Raw genomic sequence first — 19787 nt, 5'->3', positions numbered from 1 at the left:
TCTCATGGGAATTGCCAGTGCAATGAACGAACCAATGGATAACACCACTGTTGGGGAGTTGGCATCGTCCAGCAAGACAAAGAAGAAAGACAGTGAAGAGCTGAATGACAACTTCATGAACTTGCTGATCACGCAAATGAAAAATCAAGACCCAACCAACCCGATGAAAAACAATGAGCTGACCGCCCATTTGGCACAGATAAACACGGTAAATGGGATTGAAAAGCTGAATACGACATTGGGTTCTATTGTTGGTCAGATTAATAATAGCCAGTCTTTACAGGCATCAGCTCTGATTGGGCGGGGCGTTATGATCCCCGGCGATACGGTTCTGGTTGGTTCCAGCGAGGAAGATGGGCTCAGTATTACACCATTTGGTATTGAGCTGGAAAGGCCGGCGGATAATGTGAACGTGACCATTACTGATAAACAAGGGGCTGTTGTACGCCAGATTGATATCGGTATTCTGGATGCGGGGGTCCATACCTTCACCTGGAATGGCACAAAAGAAGATGGCACGATGGCTGTGGGTGGCGCTTATAAAATCACCATTGCAGCCAGCTATAAAGGCGAGCAGAGAGTGTTTCAGCCACTGACGTTCGCGGTTGTGAATGGCGTTACCCGTGGAGGGGACGGCGCTAAGTTAGATTTAGGACTGGCCGGTACTGTCACGATGGATAAGGTACGTCAGATTCTTTAACAAACGAGAATTTTAACGGAGAGTAATATGGCTTTTTCACAAGCAGTGAGTGGCTTGAATGCAGCGTCAGCTAATCTGGATGTTATAGGTAATAATATCGCTAACGCAGCGACATATGGCTTTAAATCCAGCGCTGTGGCTTTTGCTGACATCTTTGCTGGTTCTCAGGTGGGTCTGGGGGTAAAAATGTCGGGTGTTAACCAGAACTTTAAAGACGGTACGCCTACCACCACCAATCGCCCCCTCGACCTGGCGATCACACAAAGTGGTTTTTTCCGTCTGCAAGACAATAATGGCGGGATCTACTATTCTCGTAACGGCCAGTTCAAAATGGACGAGAACCGTAACATTATTAATATGCAAGGTTTGAAACTGACTGGCTATCCGGCAGTGAGTATCAATGGGGGAGCACCACAGGTTCAGAAGGGCGCTAACCCGGTAGCAATTACGGTATCTCAGGATATGTTGTCGGCGAAAGCGACAACTGCGGTGACGATGCAAGCGAACCTCAATTCGATGCATAAAGTACCAACAGAAGCTTTCTCGCCAGATAAGCCTGATTCTTATAACTACCCTAATACGATCACCGTTTTCGACAGTTTGGGTAACCCGCATGGTATTAGCATTTTCTTTGTAAAAACAAAGGATAACGAATGGCAAGTTCATGCGCGGGATGGGGATGTTGCCGATGCTCAAGCAGCTTCACTCGGCACCCTGAAATTTGATGGTAACGGTAAAGTCATTGGTAATGAGAACCAGTTCACGTTTAACGTTCCTTCATTGAATGGTTCTTTGGCTTCGGATATTACCATTAATTTTAATAACAGCCGGCAACAAAAAATTGATGCTGACAGCGTAACCAAACCAACCCAAAACGGTTATTCTGCGGGTCAGTTTAGTGGCTACCGTATTGAGAACGATGGTCGTGTCATCGGTACCTATTCTAATCAGCAATCCCAGTTGCTTGGTCAGATTGTGCTGACTAACTTTGCCAACCCGGAAGGGCTGGCGGCGCAGGGTGACAACGTGTGGTCAGAAACCGGCGCTTCAGGTAGCCCGGTGGTGGGGACGGCGGACTCTGGTAATTTTGGTAAATTGCTCAGTGGTACATTGGAATCATCCAACGTTGATATGAGCCAGGAACTGGTCAATATGATCGTAACTCAGCGCAACTATCAATCCAATGCTCAGACCATTAAAACGCAGGATCAGATCCTGCAAACTCTGGTCAGCCTGCGCTGATAGTTTCAGGATAGCATTATGGATCATGTCATTTATACCGCCATGGGCGGTGCTCGTCAGACACTGGAACATCAGGCGGTGACGGCAAATAACCTGGCAAATGCATCAACGCCGGGTTTTAAGGCGCAACTGGCTGCATTGCGGGCGGTTCCTGTTGAAGGGGCTGCCTATAACACCCGTACTTTGGTTGTGGCTTCAACACCGGGTGCTGACCATCGTCAGGGGCCGATGAACTATACTGCCCGTCCGCTTGATGTGGCTATTGGGCAGGGGGGGTATCTGGCTGTTCAGCTTGAAGATGGTTCTGAGGCTTATACGCGTAACGGTAGCATTCAAATTTCACCGGAAGGTCAGTTGACTGTCCAGGGTAACTTGCTGGTGGGTGATAACGGCCCGATAGAGATTCCACCACAAGCTGAATTAACACTGGCTGCTGATGGTTCTATCTCTGCGTTGATTGCCGGTAATCCGCCCACTCAGTTAGGGCTGCTTGGCAGAGTGAAAATGGTGAAACCTGAAGATAGTCAGCTTGTCCGTGGGGATGATGGCCTTTTCCACATGACGGAACAGGCGCAAGAGCTACAGGGTGATGTCTTTCCTGCCAGCGATGAGGTGAAATTAATGCCGGGTGTGCTTGAAGGAAGTAATGTCAACCCGATGGAAAGCATGGTGAGTATGATTGCCAACGCTCGTCGCTTTGAAATGCAGATGAAAGTTATCCATAGCTCAGATGAAAATACACAACGTGCCAATCAGCTCTTATCAATGAGTTGATTCAGACACAGAGGATAAAACCGATGATTCGATCATTATGGATTGCTAAAACTGGGCTGGATGCCCAGCAAACTAATATGGATGTGATTGCCAATAACCTGGCGAACGTCAGCACTAATGGTTTTAAACGTCAGCGCGCTGTTTTTGAAGATCTGCTTTATCAGAACATTCGCCAGCCAGGTGCTATGTCATCGGAACAAACCCGCTTACCTTCTGGTTTACAGATAGGTACCGGGGTTCGCCCGGTATCGACAGAACGTCTGCACAAGCAGGGTAATTTATTCGAGACCAATAACACCAGACATGTTGCGATTAGAGGACAGGGGTTCTTTCAGGTTCAGTTACCCGATGGCACCACGGCTTACACCCGCGACGGCTCATTTCAGATGGATCAGAATGGACAACTGACAACCGCCAGTGGTTTTCAGATTTCTCCGGCAATCATAATCCCTGATAACGCCACAGAAATGAGCATTGGCCGTGATGGTTTGGTGAGTGTGAAAGTGCAGGGGCAATCTGCGCCTCAGCAGGTTGGGCAACTTACTCTGACAACCTTTATCAATGACAGTGGGTTGGAAAGTATTGGTGAAAACCTTTATCTGGAGACAAACAGCTCCGGGGTGCCGGCTGAAAACACGCCGGGAATCAATGGTGCCGGGTTACTCAATCAAGGATATGTAGAAACATCTAACGTCAATGTGGCTGAAGAATTGGTCAACATGATTCAGACGCAGCGGGCTTATGAAATAAACAGTAAAGCTGTGTCGACTTCGGATCAGATGCTGCAAAAACTGACTCAGTTATAACCTAATCATCAATCAGAACCACGGGGGAACACCGTTTCCCCGTTATTCAGAGATAAATTAAGAGTATCGAAGATGGATACAATGGCTGTTGCCGAGACCAGCACTGTTTGTCAGTCCCGCGATTTACGGAAAAGTGCGGCAAATAAATGGCGTTGCAGTATAGCACTGGCGGTATTGTCACTCACGGGCTGTGCCTATATCCCACAGAAACCTCTGGTTGGGGGAGCCACAACCGCAGCACCTTCCGCGGCAACTGCGCCAGTACCGAATGGCGCCATTTTTCAGGTAGTGCAGCCTGTTTATTATGGTTATCAGCCGTTATTTGAAGATCGTCGCCCACGAAATATTGGCGATACCCTGACGATTACCTTGCAGGAAAATGTCAGCGCCAGTAAAAGTTCTTCCGCCAATGCCAGCCGTAACGGGAAAACGGCTTTTTCCGCCGCACTGACTCCCCGCTTCCTGAAAGGGTTAATAGGTGGAGATAAAACGGATCTGGGGATGGAAGGGGAGAATACTTTTGGCGGAAAAGGGGGCGCTAATGCCAATAATACGTTCAAAGGTACGATTACCGTGACAGTTGATCAGTTACTGGCAAATGGCAACTTACATGTTGTCGGTGAAAAGCAGATTGCCATCAATCAGGGAACCGAGTTTATCCGTTTCTCCGGTGTGGTTAACCCACGGACTATCAACGCCAATAATAGCGTCAGCTCTAATCAGGTCGCTGATGCCCGTATTGAATATGTGGGTAATGGGTATATCAATGAAGCGCAGAACATGGGCTGGTTACAGCGTTTCTTCTTGAATATTTCACCGTTTTAAAAGGAGATGGTTATGATAAAACAATTTGCCGTCAGCCTTCTTCTTGCATTGCTGACTCTGATGACAACCCCGGCATCGGCGGAACGTATCCGTGATCTGACTACGGTTCAAGGGGTGCGGGAAAATGCATTGATTGGTTATGGATTAGTTGTTGGATTGGATGGTACCGGTGACCAGACCACACAGACGCCATTTACCACCCAGAGTTTAAGCAATATGTTATCCCAGTTGGGGATTACCGTTCCTCCGGGAACCAACATGCAGTTGAAAAACGTAGCGGCTGTGATGGTAACGGCAAAATTACCACCATTTGGTCGTGCTGGACAGAATATTGATATAGTGGTTTCTTCTCTGGGCAATGCCAAAAGCTTGCGTGGCGGTACTTTGCTGATGACACCACTAAAAGGTATTGATAATCAGATATACGCTCTGGCTCAGGGCAATATTCTGGTTGGCGGTGCGGGTGCCAGTGCTGGTGGCAGCAGTGTGAAAGTGAATCAGCTGGCGGGGGGACGAATTAGTAACGGCGCGGTTATTGAGCGTGAATTGCCGACACAGTTTGGTGAGAATGGCACACTTAATCTTCAGTTAAATAACGAAGATTTTTCCCTAGCGCAGCAAATCAGCGACGTAATCAATCGTATGCGCGGAGCGGGGACAGCAACGCCGCTGGATGCCCGTACGGTGCAATTACGTATGCCGAAGGATAGGAGCGAGCAAGTTAAATTCCTTTCTCATGTGCAGAACCTGACTATCCGTGTTGATGTGGGTGACGCCAAAGTGATTATTAACTCTCGCACCGGTTCGGTGGTGATGAATCGCAACGTTATGTTGGATAGTTGTGCCGTTGCTCAGGGAAATCTTTCTGTCACTGTTGAGAATCAGGTTGTGGTTAATCAGCCAAATACCCCATTCGCAGGTGGAGCGACTGTGGTCACCCGTAATCCCAGTGTGGCTGTCCGTGAACAGGGTGGTTCGTTGCAGAAGGTTAACGCCAGTGCGAGTTTGAATAGTGTTATTCAGGCACTGAATGCATTGGGTGCGACACCGAATGATTTAATGTCAATCTTACAGGCAATGGAAAGTGCAGGTTGTCTGCGGGCGAAACTGGAGATCATCTGATGAGTGATTTTTCAACCCTGTCCGGTGCTGCTTATGACGTACAGTTGGTTAACGCGCTGAAATCCAGTTTGGCAAAAGATTCACAGCAAGGGCTACGACAGGTAGCCCAACAAATGGAAGGCATCTTTGTTGAAATGATGCTGAAAAGTATGCGTTCGGCTCTGCCTAAAGATGGCATGCTGAACAGTGAACAGACACGCCTTTATACTTCGATGTACGATCAACAAATTGCCCAGAATATGTCTCAGAAGGGGCTGGGTTTTGCCGATATGATGCTAAAACAGCTTTCTAACGCCAATACCGCGCCCAGTGAAATGACTGGGAAAATGCCGATGACACTGGATAACGAGGTGTTGCAAACACTGCCGAGACAGGCGCTTGAGCAATTTATCCGCCGAACAGTGCCGAAACCTGCGACCGCACCTAAGCCACTTCCTCTGAGCAGTACCAACTTTGTTTCTACGCTCTCTGTTCCCGCTCAAATAGCCAGCCAGCGCAGTGGTATTCCGCATTTACTGATTATCGCTCAAGCTGCGCTGGAGTCTGGCTGGGGGCAAAGAGAAATCCTGACTGCCGACGGTAAGCCAAGCCATAATCTGTTTGGTATTAAAGCGGGTAAAGGCTGGAAAGGGCCGGTAACCAATATCCTGACTACGGAATATATTAACGGCGAACCACAGAAAATGAAGGATAACTTCCGTGTTTATGGTTCTTACGTAGAAGCGATTACAGATTACGTCAAGTTACTGACAGAAAGCCCCCGTTACGCCAACGTTGCTAGCTCGGTTACGCCGGAGCAGGGGGCTTATTCTCTGCAACAGGCGGGCTATGCAACCGATCCCGGCTATGCGAAAAAACTGGTCTCTGTTATTCAACAGCTGAAAGGTGCCGGAGAGCAGGCGGTGAAAGCGTATACCCACGATTTAAGTAAACTGTTCTGATCCACATTTTGCTCAAGTTTTATTGAGTTCAGCCGATAAATAATAACAGTTCAGACACTGTTTTTGCTTATCTGAAGGATTGTTTGCCGCCACCAGCGGAGACATAACTAAAACGCAAAAGGATCTACTGATGTCCAACAGTCTTATTAATACCGCGATGAGTGGCCTTCAGGCTGCTCAGATTGCTCTGGGAACAGTGAGTAATAACGTCACAAATACCCGTGTTCCCGGTTATAACCGGCAATCAACAGTTATAAATCAAAATGGTGGTACGATGACATCCATTGGCTTTATGGGAAATGGTGTTACTGTCACCAGTATTAACCGTCAATATAATGAATTTATTAATAATCAGCTTTCAGCCTCTCAGGCGAAACAAGGTGCATTGACCACATATTCCCAGCAAATTTCCCAGATTGATAATTTGCTGGCAGATAAAGCGAATAGTCTTTCAAACACCATTGATGACTTCTTTAGCAGTTTAGGGAATATCATCAGTAATGCTGAGGATGACGCAGCCAGAACGACAACTATCGGTAACGCAAAGGGGCTGGTAAACCAGTTGAAAAATACGGATGCCTTCCTGCGTAGTATGGAAAACAACATTAATAAGGGCATAACGGATACCGTTGATGCCATTAATAACCATGTTGAACAAATAGCCAAACTGAATGGTGAAATTAGCCGAATGAAGGGCGGCAGCAGTGCTGAACCAAACGCATTACTTGATCAGCGGGATCAATTGGTCAATGGGCTGAATAAGCTGGTTGGTGTGAGTGTGACTCAGCAGGATGGCGGTTCTTATAATGTGACTTTTGCGGGGGGATTAACTCTGGTTCAGGGGACAACCGCATACAAAGTAGAACCTGTTTTATCTAATGCGAATAGTAACCGTATCACACTGGGTTATGATCGTGGTTTTGGTGACGTTGTTGAGATTAATGAAAAATTCATTAATCAAGGTAGATTAAGTGGCACATTACGGGCGCGTAGTGAAGTGCTGGATAATTCCCGTAATCAATTAAACCAATTGGCCTTGGTATTGGGCGATCAATTTAATCAGGTTCACCGTTCTGGTTTTGATTTGAAAGGTAAACCGGGTCAAGATTTCTTCACATTTAATAACCCGGATGTTATTTCCAATAACAAAAATAAAGGTTCTGCCGATTTTAAAGTGGAATATGCAGATACCTCGGCGGTAAAAGCCAGTGATTACCATATCAGCTACGATGGTGCTAATTGGAAAATACAACGTACCGCTGATAAAGCCGATATTTCTGCCAAAGTGACGGGTAATACACTGGAATTTGATGGATTGAAAGTTGAAATTAATTCAACCAATACACAAATGAATGACCAATACACACTGAAAGCGGTCAGCGGTGTTATTGGCGGCATGGAAGTTAATGTTAAAGACGCGTCGCAATTTGCTGCTGCCGGTACTAAAGACTCCGGGCCAAGTGATAACGTCAATGTCAAAAAACTCGCGGAATTGCAGAGCAAAAAACTGGTCGATGGTAAAGCTTCATTTTCCAGTGCTTATGCTTCGATGGTCAGTACGATTGGTAACCAGACCAACACCGCCAATGTTGATTTAAAAACTCAGGACAATATTACTAAACAGCTTTATGCTGAACAGCAATCTGTTTCTGGTGTCAACATGGATGAAGAGTACGGCGCGTTGCAGGGTTTGCAGCAATATTATCTGGCGAACGCGCAAGTGATCCAGACCGCATCAACGCTATTTAATGCCATTTTAGATCTCCGTCGCTGATAAATGTGGCACTGATTAAAAATAGCTTGAATATTTAGCTGAATATTTGAAAGGAATGATATCGTGCGTGTAAGTACCAATATATTGTATGACCAGAAAATGATAGGTATCACTTTGGCCCAGTCAAAATGGATGCAGCAGGGAGCACAGCTATCCAGTGGTCAGAGAGTGATAAACCCGTCAGATGATCCTATGGCCGCGTCTCAGGGCGTGATGATTGCTCAGGCTGAATCTCAGAATCAGCAATATATGACGGCCCGTTCATTTGCCAAGAACGCGATTTCTATGCAATTAAGTGTCGTATCCAAATCTGTTAGTGTTGTACAAGATGTTAGTGAAAGCCTTGTCGCCACAGTAAACGGTATATTGAGTGATGAAGACCGTAACTCGCTGGCTATCCAACTGGAAGGTTTTAAAGAACAACTGGTTAATCTGGGTAATTCGACCGATGGCAATGGCCGCTATATTTTTTCCGGCTATAAAACGGATGTAAAACCTTTTGATGAGAGTAAAAGCGGTGTAATCAGTTATAACGGTGGCTATGAGGAAATGACTCAGAAAGTGGATAGCAACCGTTCTATGATTATTGGGCATACTGGGAAGCAGGTATTTCTCTCTTCTACCAGCAATCCGGTAAAAGAGCCGGATGGCAGCCCCAGTGAATCTGATATTTTCAAAACCATCGACATGGCGATTCGATCATTAAGAACGCCACTTCAAGGGGCAGATCAAGAAACCCGTGATGATGCGCTGGAATTGCTGAATAAGGCAAACCGAGGTGCCCGTAATGCGCTGAATAATATTTCTTCTGTGGAATCAGTACTTGGTTTACAATTAAGAGAAATTGAAGAACTAAACAGCTTGGGCGCAGAACGTAGCCTGGCAAATAAAAGCCGTTTGAGTGAACTGGTCGATGTGGAATGGAACTCGACGATTTCTAATTATTATCAACAACAAGCTGCGCTTCAGGCATCATATAAGACATTTACAGATATGAAAGGCATGTCGCTGTTTGAGATTTATCGTTAGTTTTGTTTTTTTACTTATCTCTTGCCAAATAGTCGCTGGCTTAGGCCAGCGATTATTTTCAATTAAATTGATTTATATTTAATTGGAACCCATTAAGTATTTCGGGTATTCATTATATTTTGTAAAAGTCCTGAGTTCTATTTTTAGCTGGGCCATTGTTTTTTATAGTGTAATTAGGATGATGTGTACTAAGAACCATTATATTCCCACCAGTATAAACTTCAAAAAATTGATTAGGGTTTATGAAGATGAGTCGTGTTTTCATGCTATTGTTTCCTTATTAATTATTACAACTATTTATCTGTTATTATCTGATGAGTGTGATGATCGTAGTAACTTCAATTTCTGCGTGTTCGGTATTACTGAGATTGATGGCTGTAACTTTATAGAAGTAAATAGGGTTAGGTGGTCTTAATAGTTCTTTAATTTCGCCGGGATGGATATCTATAAAAGTATACAGGTTGTAACTTCCGAATGGTGATGCCCAATAATTTGCTGCTCTAATTGGTGCTGGACCTTTGTTTTTTATAATAAAATTAGGCTCTTGTCCAGAAGGAACTAATATACTTCCATTAATATAAATCTCAAAGGTTTGATTAGGGTTTATAAATATAAATTGTGTTTTCATATTATTTTTTCCTTATGGTTTTGGTTGTTTTTCTGCATATGGTACAGGTAATCTTATTTGAGAAATTTAACTTAACACTTCTTCTGGATAGTTAAATATCGAAATTTGTCAGTGATTTAAAAGAAATAAGATAAATGAATTCATCATATTTAAGTTCTAATTCAATATACCCGTCATCTTTCAAGTTGCCTCTTTGTTGGCTGCACTCACTCACCCCGATCACATCGTTATCTATGCTCCCGGGGATTCGCTCCCTTGCCGCCGCGATGCATCTTGAAATCCATAGGGTATCGGGTTATGCAATGGCATTCGGTTAAGATAACAACTATGCTATAAAAATCTAAGTTTCCCCGGAGAGTATGCTGATGGATATATATCATTTTCTGAACAAAACTTTTTTTGATTCATGCTCAAAAATTGACAAATCCTGGCGAAAAAGAAAAAGGTCAATAGACACAAAATTGATTGTTCTATTTCTCATGAAAATCATATCAGGGAAAAATAACCACGGATACTCTTATATTATTAATGAAATATGGGCTGAGTGCATTCGTGAAAAAATACCGTTACCTCAGCATAAGCCCGTCTCGGCTTCATCAATGTGCGAAGCCAGAATGAAATTACCTGATGATGCAATAAAAACCATAAACAAAAATATCGTTTCTGTATGGGAAGATAATACCCATCCCGAAACATGGAAAGGACATCGACTGTTTGCTATAGATGGCTCAAAATTAAACATTCCCAGAGGGTTGCTGGAAAATGGATATAAAACACCCAAAAACACATCACGACATTATCCCTATGCAATGATGAGTTGTCTCTATGATGTATTGAATTCGATCATATATGACGTTGATTTTGTTAACCATAATAATGAGAGGGCTTGTGTCGAAAAGCATCTCCAGTGTTTAGATAGCAATGCTATCGTGATCTTCGATCGGGGATACTTTAGCTATTACTTGTTATATCAAGTAATGCAAAACAATCTGAATGCAGTATTCAGAGTACAGGAGGGAAACAGGAATAAGGCTATTAGAGATTTTTCTGACAGTAATTCAGATGATCTTATTGTTAGTTATACGCCATCGGAAGCAGTAAAGTCAGATCTTAGAAAGAGAAAGCTTCTTTCAGAATTCCCATGCTTAACATTAAGACTAATAAAGCATACTGACCGAAATGGTGAATATATTCTTGCCACTACTCTTGTTGAACAAGGATATTATGAAGCCGAAGCCTTTCATGATTTATATCATCATCGATGGAATATAGAAGAGTTATATAAATTGTCAAAGTCAATCCTTTGCATTGAGGATTTCCATTCACAGAGTGAGAAAGGTGTCAGACAAGAAATCCAAGCGCATATATTATTACTGAACCTGGCAAGGATATCGGAAAATGATATTAATCACAGAGGTAACGATAGCGACTGCATTGATAGCAGAGAAAATAAACAGAAATTGAATTTCAAAAACTGTTTGTTTCTCGTTGTAAAACACTTGTCTTTGCTGATGCAGGGGATAAAAAAACATTTAAAATCATTTTATTGTGCTCTTTCAGAGGGACTTGCCGGAATGACTCAACGGGTGAGGCCTGGGAGGCACTATCCACGAAAATCTATGCGCCCCAGAACCCGATGGAACTCTTTTAATGCCCCAGCAAGAGGTTAACCGAATGCCATTGTCGGGTTATGTAGCCCGAAATTCTTTTTTGATGAGTAATGCGGTAAAAATCGGTGATACCGGTAAAGAATATCATCATTGTGGCACTACACTTATTAGAGAATGAAAGGGGGAAAAAACGCATTAAATTTCTTATCGTTATCTGTTTTATCCCGCCAAAAAACTTCATTTTGACCAGAATAAAATAGCGTTCTTAAAAGAAAATAAGTGCATTATTTCTTCCCTTTTCTATGCTCCCGTTCATATGTTGAATAATCAACCCGACAAGGCGCGAATAATTTCAGGCAGAAATATGAGGTCAATGCCCTGCCCAACAAGGGCGGAGAAAAATTTAGCCCGTGGCTCTGCCGGTAAAACACCTTCGGTCGTCATTTAAATTAGTGAAAGTGGGATGATGGTTGTATTAAACGATTTCTTTCATTTCCTCAGTGTCAATATCACTCAGCAGGAGGAATATAATGGCGGATTCAGGACTGGTTTTTACCCTCACCGTAGGTCATCTCCCGGAGCAAACTTTTGCTGTGGTTGAATTTACCCTGAATGAAGCGTTGTCAACATTATTCTGTCTGGAAGTCGCGTTAACCAGCGCTGACCCGGATATTGATTTTGCCGATGTGCTGGACAGATTTGCGACACTGACGGTTTATCGCGACGGGCAACCGGAGCGCAGTGTGACCGGGATGGTGACTCAGTTTGAACAAAGCACGACAGGTCGCCATCGCAGTCACTATTCCCTGACACTGCATCCGGGTTTATGGCGTGCGGGATTACGGGTGAATTCCCGTATTTTTCAGCGCCAATCCGTGACCGATATTGTCGGAAAATTGCTGAAAGAAAATGGTGTCAGGAACTTCGTTTGTAACCTGCGCTATGAACATCCTGAACGGGAATTTTGTGTTCAATATGATGAGAGCGACCTGACGTTTCTCCAGCGCTTACTGGCGGATGAAGGGATATTTTATTACTTTATGTTCAATCAGGAGCCGGGTGAACCATTAGTGGTTTTTTTTGATTCTCATCGAATCAATGGTAACCATTCACTGCCCTACCATCCAGGAAAGGATGAGACAGGAAGCCAATGCTGTATCAATCAATTTCGCTGGCGTGAACAGGTCGGCATTGCGCGTGTTTTTTTGCGCGATCGTACCTTTAAAAATCCCGTCTGGGCCGCCGAGTAAAATCCAGGGTATGTTCAGTATTAATACCGAGGGGGATATTACGGTGCAGAGTGGCAGCAAAATCAGCCTGAAAGTGGGGAATAATTTTGTGGTCATTCATGCCGGAGGCGTTGATATCAAAGGTCCAGCCATTAACCTGAATTCCGGCGGCAGCCCAGGGGATTTATTGCGACCGGCTAATCCCGCCATTCTGCAAGCCGCCGCCAGTGCCGGTTCGATGTTTGTTGCACACTGTCCAAAGGAGGATAACGACTGATGGCCGCTGAAAAACACTATGCCGTCATTGACGGCGCCAGCGAACCCCGATTGTTCTTTGTTCTGGAACATGTTAATCCCCCGGCGACCTGTCTTTATAATGAGTCTTTGCAACCTGAACTGCTTAAAGTCGCGCCTTATTTAGTGGAAGTAACAGAAAAAGTCGGACTTTATTTGGCGGAATGGCAAACCCCCTGGGGAGTTTGTCTTCATTCATCGGCGGACATGAAAACATTACGTCGGCATCTGCGTAAGTATTTACAAGTATTATTATCCGGTCAGGATAAACCGGTCTTCTTTCGGTTTTATGATCCGCGTAATATCTGGGATTTTCTCAACGTACTCAGTGACTGGGAAATTCATTGCTTTCTGGGGCCGATAAATAAAATTACCACCAGTTTGATGGGGATTAAACAGGAAGATAATTTTCATGCCGCCAGAAAACAATTTCCCGCAGAAGCGTGCGCCAGACAAAAACTGTTGCAAATTACTCCCGAGCAATATGCTCAGTTAAATAACCTGTTCGAGCAAAGATATATTAATAAACTGACGCGACTCATTAATGAAATCAATTACCATAATGGTGCCGGCACCATAGATCTGCCCCACGACACCCTATCGGCACATTCAGACCGGATATTGAAAAACCCGTTCCCTGATACACATTATTCTCCCGCGTATATGGATGAGGCCACATTTGTTCAACATAAAACCTTAGCTGAGGATTGTTTTTATTTTTGTCGTGATAATGAAATCACTGATGAACGCGCCATTGGCGGGTTTCTCTATTTACTGATGGAAAGACATATCAATCAGTTTGAGCAAATCCCGTTAGCATGGTTAACCGCACTCAGAGACACCCAATGGCCGGGTTATTATCGGATGGAAACATTATTAAAAAGCGAATTGGGTTTTATCCCCGATTAGGTAATTAAAAGGTAATTGATATGGCAGAGCAAACTATTTCATCCCGTGCCGGCGTTGCCTGCATGACATGCGACAACCCGGACCCCTGTATTTATAAAATCAGCGTCACTTTTGGTCAGAATACGCAGGTCTGGCCTGAAAAGCCGGCAATTAAGATGAACCTGATTGATCATGGAGAAGGTCAAAAAGGGACGATACAGATTGAAGGTAAATGTCATAACACGGCTAAACATCATGCGGTGCTGACCGGGGGGCAGAAAGAGAAAACGCTGGAATTTAATGCTCCACAGGAGGTGACATTATTTTACAAAGATCAGTTGGAAGACGCTGAGATTGAAAGTGGTCTGGAAAGTGTCTGGTTTTATTTATCTAATCTTGCCAACCCGACAGATATGTACAGTGAGCCGCGTTATTATAAATTAATAACCCAGAATTGCCTGGATAGCCGACAGTACGCGACGATAGCGGTTTACCCGTCGGTCAGTTTTATGGTTTCGGCTGGATTGAGTTTTGATTTTTCCCATGGAGAACGCGCTGTAAAAGAGCGACGTGATGAACAGAAAAAAGCGCGTCAGGCGATGGAAAATGTCAAGCCTAAAAATGGCAATAAACTGCGCAGTGGGTGGACAACCCATACGGACCCATTTTATCTGACCCGACAGACGGCCATTAACGTCGAATACGCTTTAACGGTTCAGGATATCGATTACTCGGCGAAGTTTGCGGAAGTTAATCAGGTGAGGAAAACCCTGCCCAATTTAGAAGCCATCAATCGGGTGGAAAAGCTGCTGGGTTATACCAAAAAATACCTGGCGCCCGATCCGGATTCAAAAGGCACCCGCAGCTACCAACTGTTTGATCTCAAGGTAGATCCCATCAATATTGGACTGGCTTATGCTTATGACCGAACCACTTCGATGGATGATCGTACCCATTTTTTGGGTTTCAGTGCCGCGCCTTTTATGGGGATGACGGCAAAACTGGATCTTATCCAAATGGGGGCGGCGTATTGCAAGATAGAGCGTGTGGCAGCCAAATTCAGAAAGGCGCTGGCCCGCAGGAATTCAAATGATAAAAACTATTTAGATCTGGAATGTTGCCTTATTTTGACCTGCAATCTGTCCTTTCAATTGGGAGCCGCTTATAAACAAACGCAGTGGACTTTTGACGCCGGTAATAAGAATGATTTGAAATTGAGTCTGGAAGGAAAAGTGAATGTCGCCTTTAAGACTCATATTATGATAATGGAAGTCGCAATAGGAGCGGGTGTGGCTGTAAAAACAGCGGCGGGTTTTGAACTTGATCAGCATGATAAAGGGATCGATCTGGCTGGCTACCATAATGGGATTGTTGCTGAGATTGCAGTAGCTGTGGATGCAAAGAAAAAGAATAAAGAAATAGATAGTACAAAAAACTTATTTGAAGTCAAAAAGAAGTGGAAATGGGTTATTGCCGATCCATTAAGAACCAGTGAGTCTCCGTTAAGAATTAATCTGATAGGAGAAGAACGGTCTGTGGTTCGCCCCGAGATTGTTCCAGGTGCTGAAACAGCGTCATGGGAAATGGGTTATGACTCTAACTTTAAGCCTAAGATGGACAACATCCCATTTATTACTGGATTCCCAGGAATGTAAAGAGGCATGAAAGGATAAAAAATGAAATTAAAATTGTTATTACTATTACTATGGTTAGGAGTGATTGCTATGTCTGATGCTAACGCAAGTGAACCGCGGTTGTATATTCGCAGTTTATTCGATATTCAATATGCCTTTTGTGATATTAAAACCAATGGCGTAACGGGAATGGATAACCGAGATTCAGCCCGGGAAGGCCGGGGATTTGGTACTGGCAGTACAGCATCTATGTTATTCATGGCTAATGGTGAAAATGAAATCAGTCTGGAATTTGGTGCGTTGGATTGGTTTTCTCCAAGTGAAATGTTAGATAAAGACCGCAATCACTTTAACCCTGAGGCCAAATGCACGCTGGAACTGACAGCCATGCGTGGTAAAAAGAACGAGGTGTTGACAGCAATTGAAGTAGTGATAGATAAAAACGGTCAACCTGTGGCAATAACACCAGCAAATGAAGCAAAATATGCTGCTATTAGTACACCAGTAGTACGTCATGTGATACAAGCAGAAAAGGTAGAGGCTGGGCATAAAGATAAAAAATTCTTTAAGAGCCGGAAATTTCCACCTAATATGACCTTATACCGGTTTAGCCGAAATGTGAAAATCAGTGGCTTACCTGAATGGGCGTGGATAAAGGCAACACTTTATACGGATATCCCAGAACAGCGCCAGCAATTGCAACAGGCTTATATGGCGGTCTGGCAGGCCTATAACGCCAAAGATGTGAATACTATACGGGTACAACAGAAAGCATCTCTCAAAGCTTGGGCTTGGGCTACTAATGAAAGCGAAGAGAGTATTTTCGCTGATCAATCTGTTTACAGTGATATCAACGAAAAAGGTTTCAAAATGAGACCAATTAATTGGAATGACTACACTGTTAGAATAATGAACCAAGGAAGAATGGTCAGACTGGTGAATAAATCGGATCCGGAAAGTTCGCCAATATCTTACTATTACGTTGATGAAGATGGCGATACGGTTTTGGCTACCGTCGCACCAATCTTTTCATTAATTAACGGTCGTTTTGTCCAGGTGATTTAATTAAGAGTATCGGGTTCTTTAGCCCGATATTTTTTCTTGATGAGTAATGCGATAAAAATCGGTGATACCGGTAAAGAATATCATCATTGTGGCACTACACTTATTAGAGAATGAAAGGGGGAAAAAACGCATTAAATTTCTTATCGTTATCTGTTTTATCCCGCCAAAAAACTTCATTTTGACCAGAATAAAATAGCGTTCTTAAAAGAAAATAAGTGCATTATTTCTTCCCTTTTCAATGCTCCCGTTCATATGTTGAATTATGGTTGTATTAAACGATTTCTTTCATTTCCTCAGCGTCAATATCACTCAGTCAGGAGGAATATAATGGCGGATTCAGGACTGGTTTTTACCCTCACCGTAGGTCATCTCCCGGAGCAAACTTTTGCTGTGGTTGAATTTACCCTGAATGAAGCGTTGTCAACATTATTCTGTCTGGAAGCCGCGTTAACCAGCGCTGACCCGGATATTGATTTTGCCGATGTGCTGGACAGATTTGCGACACTGACGGTTTATCGCGACGGGCAACCGGAGCGCAGTGTGACCGGGATGGTGACTCAGTTTGAACAAAGCACGACAGGTCGCCATCGCAGTCACTATTCCCTGACACTGCATCCGGGTTTATGGCGTGCGGGATTACGGGTGAATTCCCGTATTTTTCAGCGCCAATCCGTGACCGATATTGTCGGAAAATTGCTGAAAGAAAATGGTGTCAGGAACTTCGTTTGTAACCTGCGCTATGAACATCCTGAACGGGAATTTTGTGTTCAATATGATGAGAGCGACCTGACGTTTCTCCAGCGCTTACTGGCGGATGAAGGGATATTTTATTACTTTATGTTCAATCAGGAGCCGGGTGAACCATTAGTGGTTTTTTTTGATTCTCATCGAATCAATGGCAACCATTCACTGCCCTACCATCCAGGAAGGGATGAGACAGGAAGCCAATGCTGTATCAATCAATTTCGCTGGCGTGAACAGGTCGGCATTGCGCGTGTTTTTTTGCGCGATCGTACCTTTAAAAATCCCGTCTGGGCCGCCGAGTATTTCTATCATGAACGTCAGCTTAGCCATCAACGCTCAGATCTGCACAGTTACGATTACTATGATTTTCCCGGGCGCTATAAAGACGAGACTGGTCAGCGGATCAGTCAATATCGTCTGGAAGCCCTCCGCCGTGACGCGATGCTTGGTCACGGGCAAAGCGACTGTTTTGTCCTTTCGGCGGCTTCGGGGTTTACGCTTACCGATCACCCGAAAGAGAAATTTAATGCTCTCTGGCAAGTGATTGAAATCAGTCATCACGGCAGACAACCGCAGGCGGATGAGTCCCGTTTTGGCGAGAGGGGGACCACTTTAACCAACAGTTTCACCTTTGGTGACGGTAACCGGGTATGGCGTCCTTCACCTTACCCGAAACCGCGCATTGACGGCCTGCAAATTGCGACCGTTGTTGGCCCGGAAGGGGAAGAAATCTTTTGTGATGAATATGGGCGGGTACGGGTGCAGTTTGCCTGGGACGAATATGGCGAATTTAATGATCACAGCTCCTGCTGGATTAGAGTCAGCCAGGCCTGGGCCGGCCAGCGCTGGGGCATGATTGCCATTCCGCGCGTGGGTCAGGAAGTCCTGGTGGATTTTTTGCATGGTGACCCGGACCAGCCGATTATTGTTGGGCGTACCTATCATGCCAGCAATATTGTGCCGAATCCGTTGCCAATAGCAAAAACCCAGATGTCAATTCGTTCAAAAACCCATAAAGGGGACGGGTTTAATGAACTGCGGTTTGAGGATGAAAAAGATCGGGAAGAAGTGTTTATTCATGCGCAGAAAAATCTGGCGATTCAGGTGCGCAATGCCCGGGATGAGAAAATTAATTACAACCGCACGACCCACATTGGACATGATGACGAACTGGCGGTTGCCAATAACCGTAAAGTGACCGTTGAAGGACAACAGGATCATAAAACCACCGGGAACTATCTTGCTCAGGTTGACGGTGATAAATCCTTGCAGGTCAATGGCAATGTGGCACAGGAAATCCAGGGTATGTTCAGTATTAATACCGAGGGGGATATTACGGTGCAGAGTGGCAGCAAAATCAGCCTGAAAGTGGGGAATAATTTTGTGGTCATTCATGCCGGTGGTGTCGATATCAAAGGTCCAGCCATTAACCTGAACTCCGGCGGCAGCCCAGGGGATTTATTGCGCCCGGCTAATCCCGCCATTCTGCAAGCCGCCGCCAGTGCCGGTTCGATGTTTGTTGCACACTGTCCAAAGGAGGATAACGACTGATGGCCGCTGAAAAACACTATGCCGTCATTGACGGCGCCAGCGAACCCCGATTGTTCTTTGTTCTGGAACATGTTAATCCCCCGGCGACCTGTCTTTATAATGAGTCTTTGCAACCTGAACTGCTTAAAGTCGCGCCTTATTTAGTGGAAGTAACAGAAAAAGTCGGACTTTATTTGGCGGAATGGCAAACCCCCTGGGGAGTTTGTCTTCATTCATCGGCGGACATGAAAACATTACGTCGGCATCTGCGTAAGTATTTACAAGTATTATTATCCGGTCAGGATAAACCGGTCTTCTTTCGGTTTTATGATCCGCGTAATATCTGGGATTTTCTCAACGTACTCAGTGACTGGGAAATTCATTGCTTTCTGGGGCCGATAAATAAAATTACCACCAGTTTGATGGGGATTAAACAGGAAGATAATTTTCATGCCGCCAGAAAACAATTTCCCGCAGAAGCGTGCGCCAGACAAAAACTGTTGCAAATTACTCCCGAGCAATATGCTCAGTTAAATAACCTGTTCGAGCAAAGATATATTAATAAACTGACGCGACTCATTAATGAAATCAATTACCATAATGGTGCCGGCACCATAGATCTGCCCCACGACACCCTATCGGCACATTCAGACCGGATATTGAAAAACCCGTTCCCTGATACACATTATTCTCCCGCGTATATGGATGAGGCCACATTTGTTCAACATAAAACCTTAGCTGAGGATTGTTTTTATTTTTGTCGTGATAATGAAATCACTGATGAACGCGCCATTGGCGGGTTTCTCTATTTACTGATGGAAAGACATATCAATCAGTTTGAGCAAATCCCGTTAGCATGGTTAACCGCACTCAGAGACACCCAATGGCCGGGTTATTATCGGATGGAAACATTATTAAAAAGCGAATTGGGTTTTATCCCCGATTAGGTAAT

The 19787-nt window shown here is 44.4% G+C and carries 19 protein-coding genes; 18 read left to right on the top strand and 1 reads right to left on the bottom strand.

Features of this window, described 5'->3' with window-relative positions; genetic code table 11:
- Positions 1-4 precede the first annotated feature (4 nt).
- The 9 genes from flgD (at position 5) to flgL (ending at position 9213) form a co-directional block, all read left to right on the top strand.
- Entirely contained in the window at positions 5-700 is a 696-nt protein-coding gene (gene flgD / locus ACUN2T_RS15200; protein ID WP_445493847.1) for a flagellar hook assembly protein FlgD, read from the top strand.
- A gap of 27 nt (positions 701-727) precedes the next feature.
- Positions 728-1942: a flagellar hook protein FlgE gene (gene flgE, locus ACUN2T_RS15195; RefSeq protein ID WP_445493845.1), complete on the top strand. Its 1215-nt coding sequence runs from the start codon at positions 728-730 to the stop codon at positions 1940-1942.
- An 18-nt stretch (positions 1943-1960) separates the two neighbouring features.
- Positions 1961-2716: a flagellar basal body rod protein FlgF gene (locus tag ACUN2T_RS15190; RefSeq protein WP_445493844.1), complete on the top strand. Its 756-nt coding sequence runs from the start codon at positions 1961-1963 to the stop codon at positions 2714-2716.
- Positions 2717-2739: 23 nt separating this feature from the next.
- On the top strand, positions 2740-3522 hold the full coding sequence (gene flgG, locus ACUN2T_RS15185; protein ID WP_445493843.1) for a flagellar basal-body rod protein FlgG: 783 nt from the start codon (positions 2740-2742) through the stop codon (positions 3520-3522).
- A gap of 72 nt (positions 3523-3594) precedes the next feature.
- Positions 3595-4347 carry a flagellar basal body L-ring protein FlgH gene (locus ACUN2T_RS15180; RefSeq protein ID WP_445493842.1) on the top strand — a complete coding sequence of 251 codons (753 nt, stop codon included), beginning with the start codon at positions 3595-3597 and terminating at the stop codon, positions 4345-4347.
- A 12-nt stretch (positions 4348-4359) separates the two neighbouring features.
- Positions 4360-5469: a flagellar basal body P-ring protein FlgI gene (locus tag ACUN2T_RS15175; protein WP_445493841.1), complete on the top strand. Its 1110-nt coding sequence runs from the start codon at positions 4360-4362 to the stop codon at positions 5467-5469.
- Positions 5469-6410 carry a flagellar assembly peptidoglycan hydrolase FlgJ gene (flgJ, locus tag ACUN2T_RS15170; RefSeq protein WP_445493839.1) on the top strand — a complete coding sequence of 314 codons (942 nt, stop codon included), beginning with the start codon at positions 5469-5471 and terminating at the stop codon, positions 6408-6410. Before ACUN2T_RS15175 ends, flgJ begins: the two co-directional genes overlap by 1 nt.
- Positions 6411-6540: 130 nt before the next feature.
- Positions 6541-8184 carry a flagellar hook-associated protein FlgK gene (gene flgK, locus ACUN2T_RS15165; RefSeq protein WP_445493838.1) on the top strand — a complete coding sequence of 548 codons (1644 nt, stop codon included), beginning with the start codon at positions 6541-6543 and terminating at the stop codon, positions 8182-8184.
- A gap of 63 nt (positions 8185-8247) precedes the next feature.
- Positions 8248-9213, top strand: coding sequence for a flagellar hook-associated protein FlgL (gene flgL / locus ACUN2T_RS15160; RefSeq protein ID WP_445493837.1), 966 nt, complete (start codon positions 8248-8250; stop codon positions 9211-9213).
- A gap of 307 nt (positions 9214-9520) precedes the next feature.
- Here flgL and ACUN2T_RS15155 read toward each other — a convergent pair whose 3' ends face one another.
- Positions 9521-9841 carry a hypothetical protein gene (locus tag ACUN2T_RS15155; protein WP_445493836.1) on the bottom strand — a complete coding sequence of 107 codons (321 nt, stop codon included), beginning with the start codon at positions 9839-9841 and terminating at the stop codon, positions 9521-9523.
- Between the two features lie 359 nt (positions 9842-10200).
- On the opposite strand from ACUN2T_RS15155, the gene ACUN2T_RS15150 reads away from it, so the two are divergent.
- The 9 genes from ACUN2T_RS15150 to ACUN2T_RS15110 all read left to right on the top strand — a co-directional run bounded on the left by ACUN2T_RS15150 (position 10201) and on the right by ACUN2T_RS15110 (position 19782).
- Positions 10201-11511, top strand: a complete 1311-nt coding sequence (locus ACUN2T_RS15150; RefSeq protein WP_445493835.1) for an IS4 family transposase — start codon at positions 10201-10203, stop codon at positions 11509-11511.
- Entirely contained in the window at positions 11492-11629 is a 138-nt protein-coding gene (locus ACUN2T_RS15145) for a hypothetical protein (protein ID WP_445493834.1), read from the top strand. Before ACUN2T_RS15150 ends, ACUN2T_RS15145 begins: the two co-directional genes overlap by 20 nt.
- Before the next feature lie 352 nt (positions 11630-11981).
- Entirely contained in the window at positions 11982-12701 is a 720-nt protein-coding gene (gene tssI / locus ACUN2T_RS15140) for a type VI secretion system tip protein TssI/VgrG (RefSeq protein WP_445493833.1), read from the top strand.
- A 10-nt stretch (positions 12702-12711) separates the two neighbouring features.
- A complete protein-coding gene (locus ACUN2T_RS15135) occupies positions 12712-12957 on the top strand; it encodes a hypothetical protein (protein ID WP_445493832.1) in 246 nt (81 codons plus the stop codon).
- Positions 12957-13883 carry a DUF4123 domain-containing protein gene (locus ACUN2T_RS15130; RefSeq protein ID WP_445493827.1) on the top strand — a complete coding sequence of 309 codons (927 nt, stop codon included), beginning with the start codon at positions 12957-12959 and terminating at the stop codon, positions 13881-13883. Before ACUN2T_RS15135 ends, ACUN2T_RS15130 begins: the two co-directional genes overlap by 1 nt.
- 20 nt (positions 13884-13903) lie before the next feature.
- The gene (locus ACUN2T_RS15125) at positions 13904-15517 is read left to right on the top strand and encodes a hypothetical protein (RefSeq protein ID WP_445493831.1); all 1614 of its coding nucleotides are present in this window, start codon (positions 13904-13906) and stop codon (positions 15515-15517) included.
- Between the two features lie 69 nt (positions 15518-15586).
- The gene (locus ACUN2T_RS15120) at positions 15587-16561 is read left to right on the top strand and encodes a hypothetical protein (protein WP_445493830.1); all 975 of its coding nucleotides are present in this window, start codon (positions 15587-15589) and stop codon (positions 16559-16561) included.
- A 327-nt stretch (positions 16562-16888) separates the two neighbouring features.
- Positions 16889-18856, top strand: a complete 1968-nt coding sequence (gene tssI / locus ACUN2T_RS15115) for a type VI secretion system tip protein TssI/VgrG (RefSeq protein WP_445493828.1) — start codon at positions 16889-16891, stop codon at positions 18854-18856.
- Positions 18856-19782 carry a DUF4123 domain-containing protein gene (locus ACUN2T_RS15110; protein ID WP_445493827.1) on the top strand — a complete coding sequence of 309 codons (927 nt, stop codon included), beginning with the start codon at positions 18856-18858 and terminating at the stop codon, positions 19780-19782. The genes tssI (ACUN2T_RS15115) and ACUN2T_RS15110 overlap by 1 nt, the downstream gene beginning before the upstream one ends.
- Positions 19783-19787: the final 5 nt, after the last annotated feature.

The organism is Photorhabdus machadonis, assembly GCF_052657765.1.
This window is presented reverse-complemented; position numbering and strand designations above follow the sequence as displayed.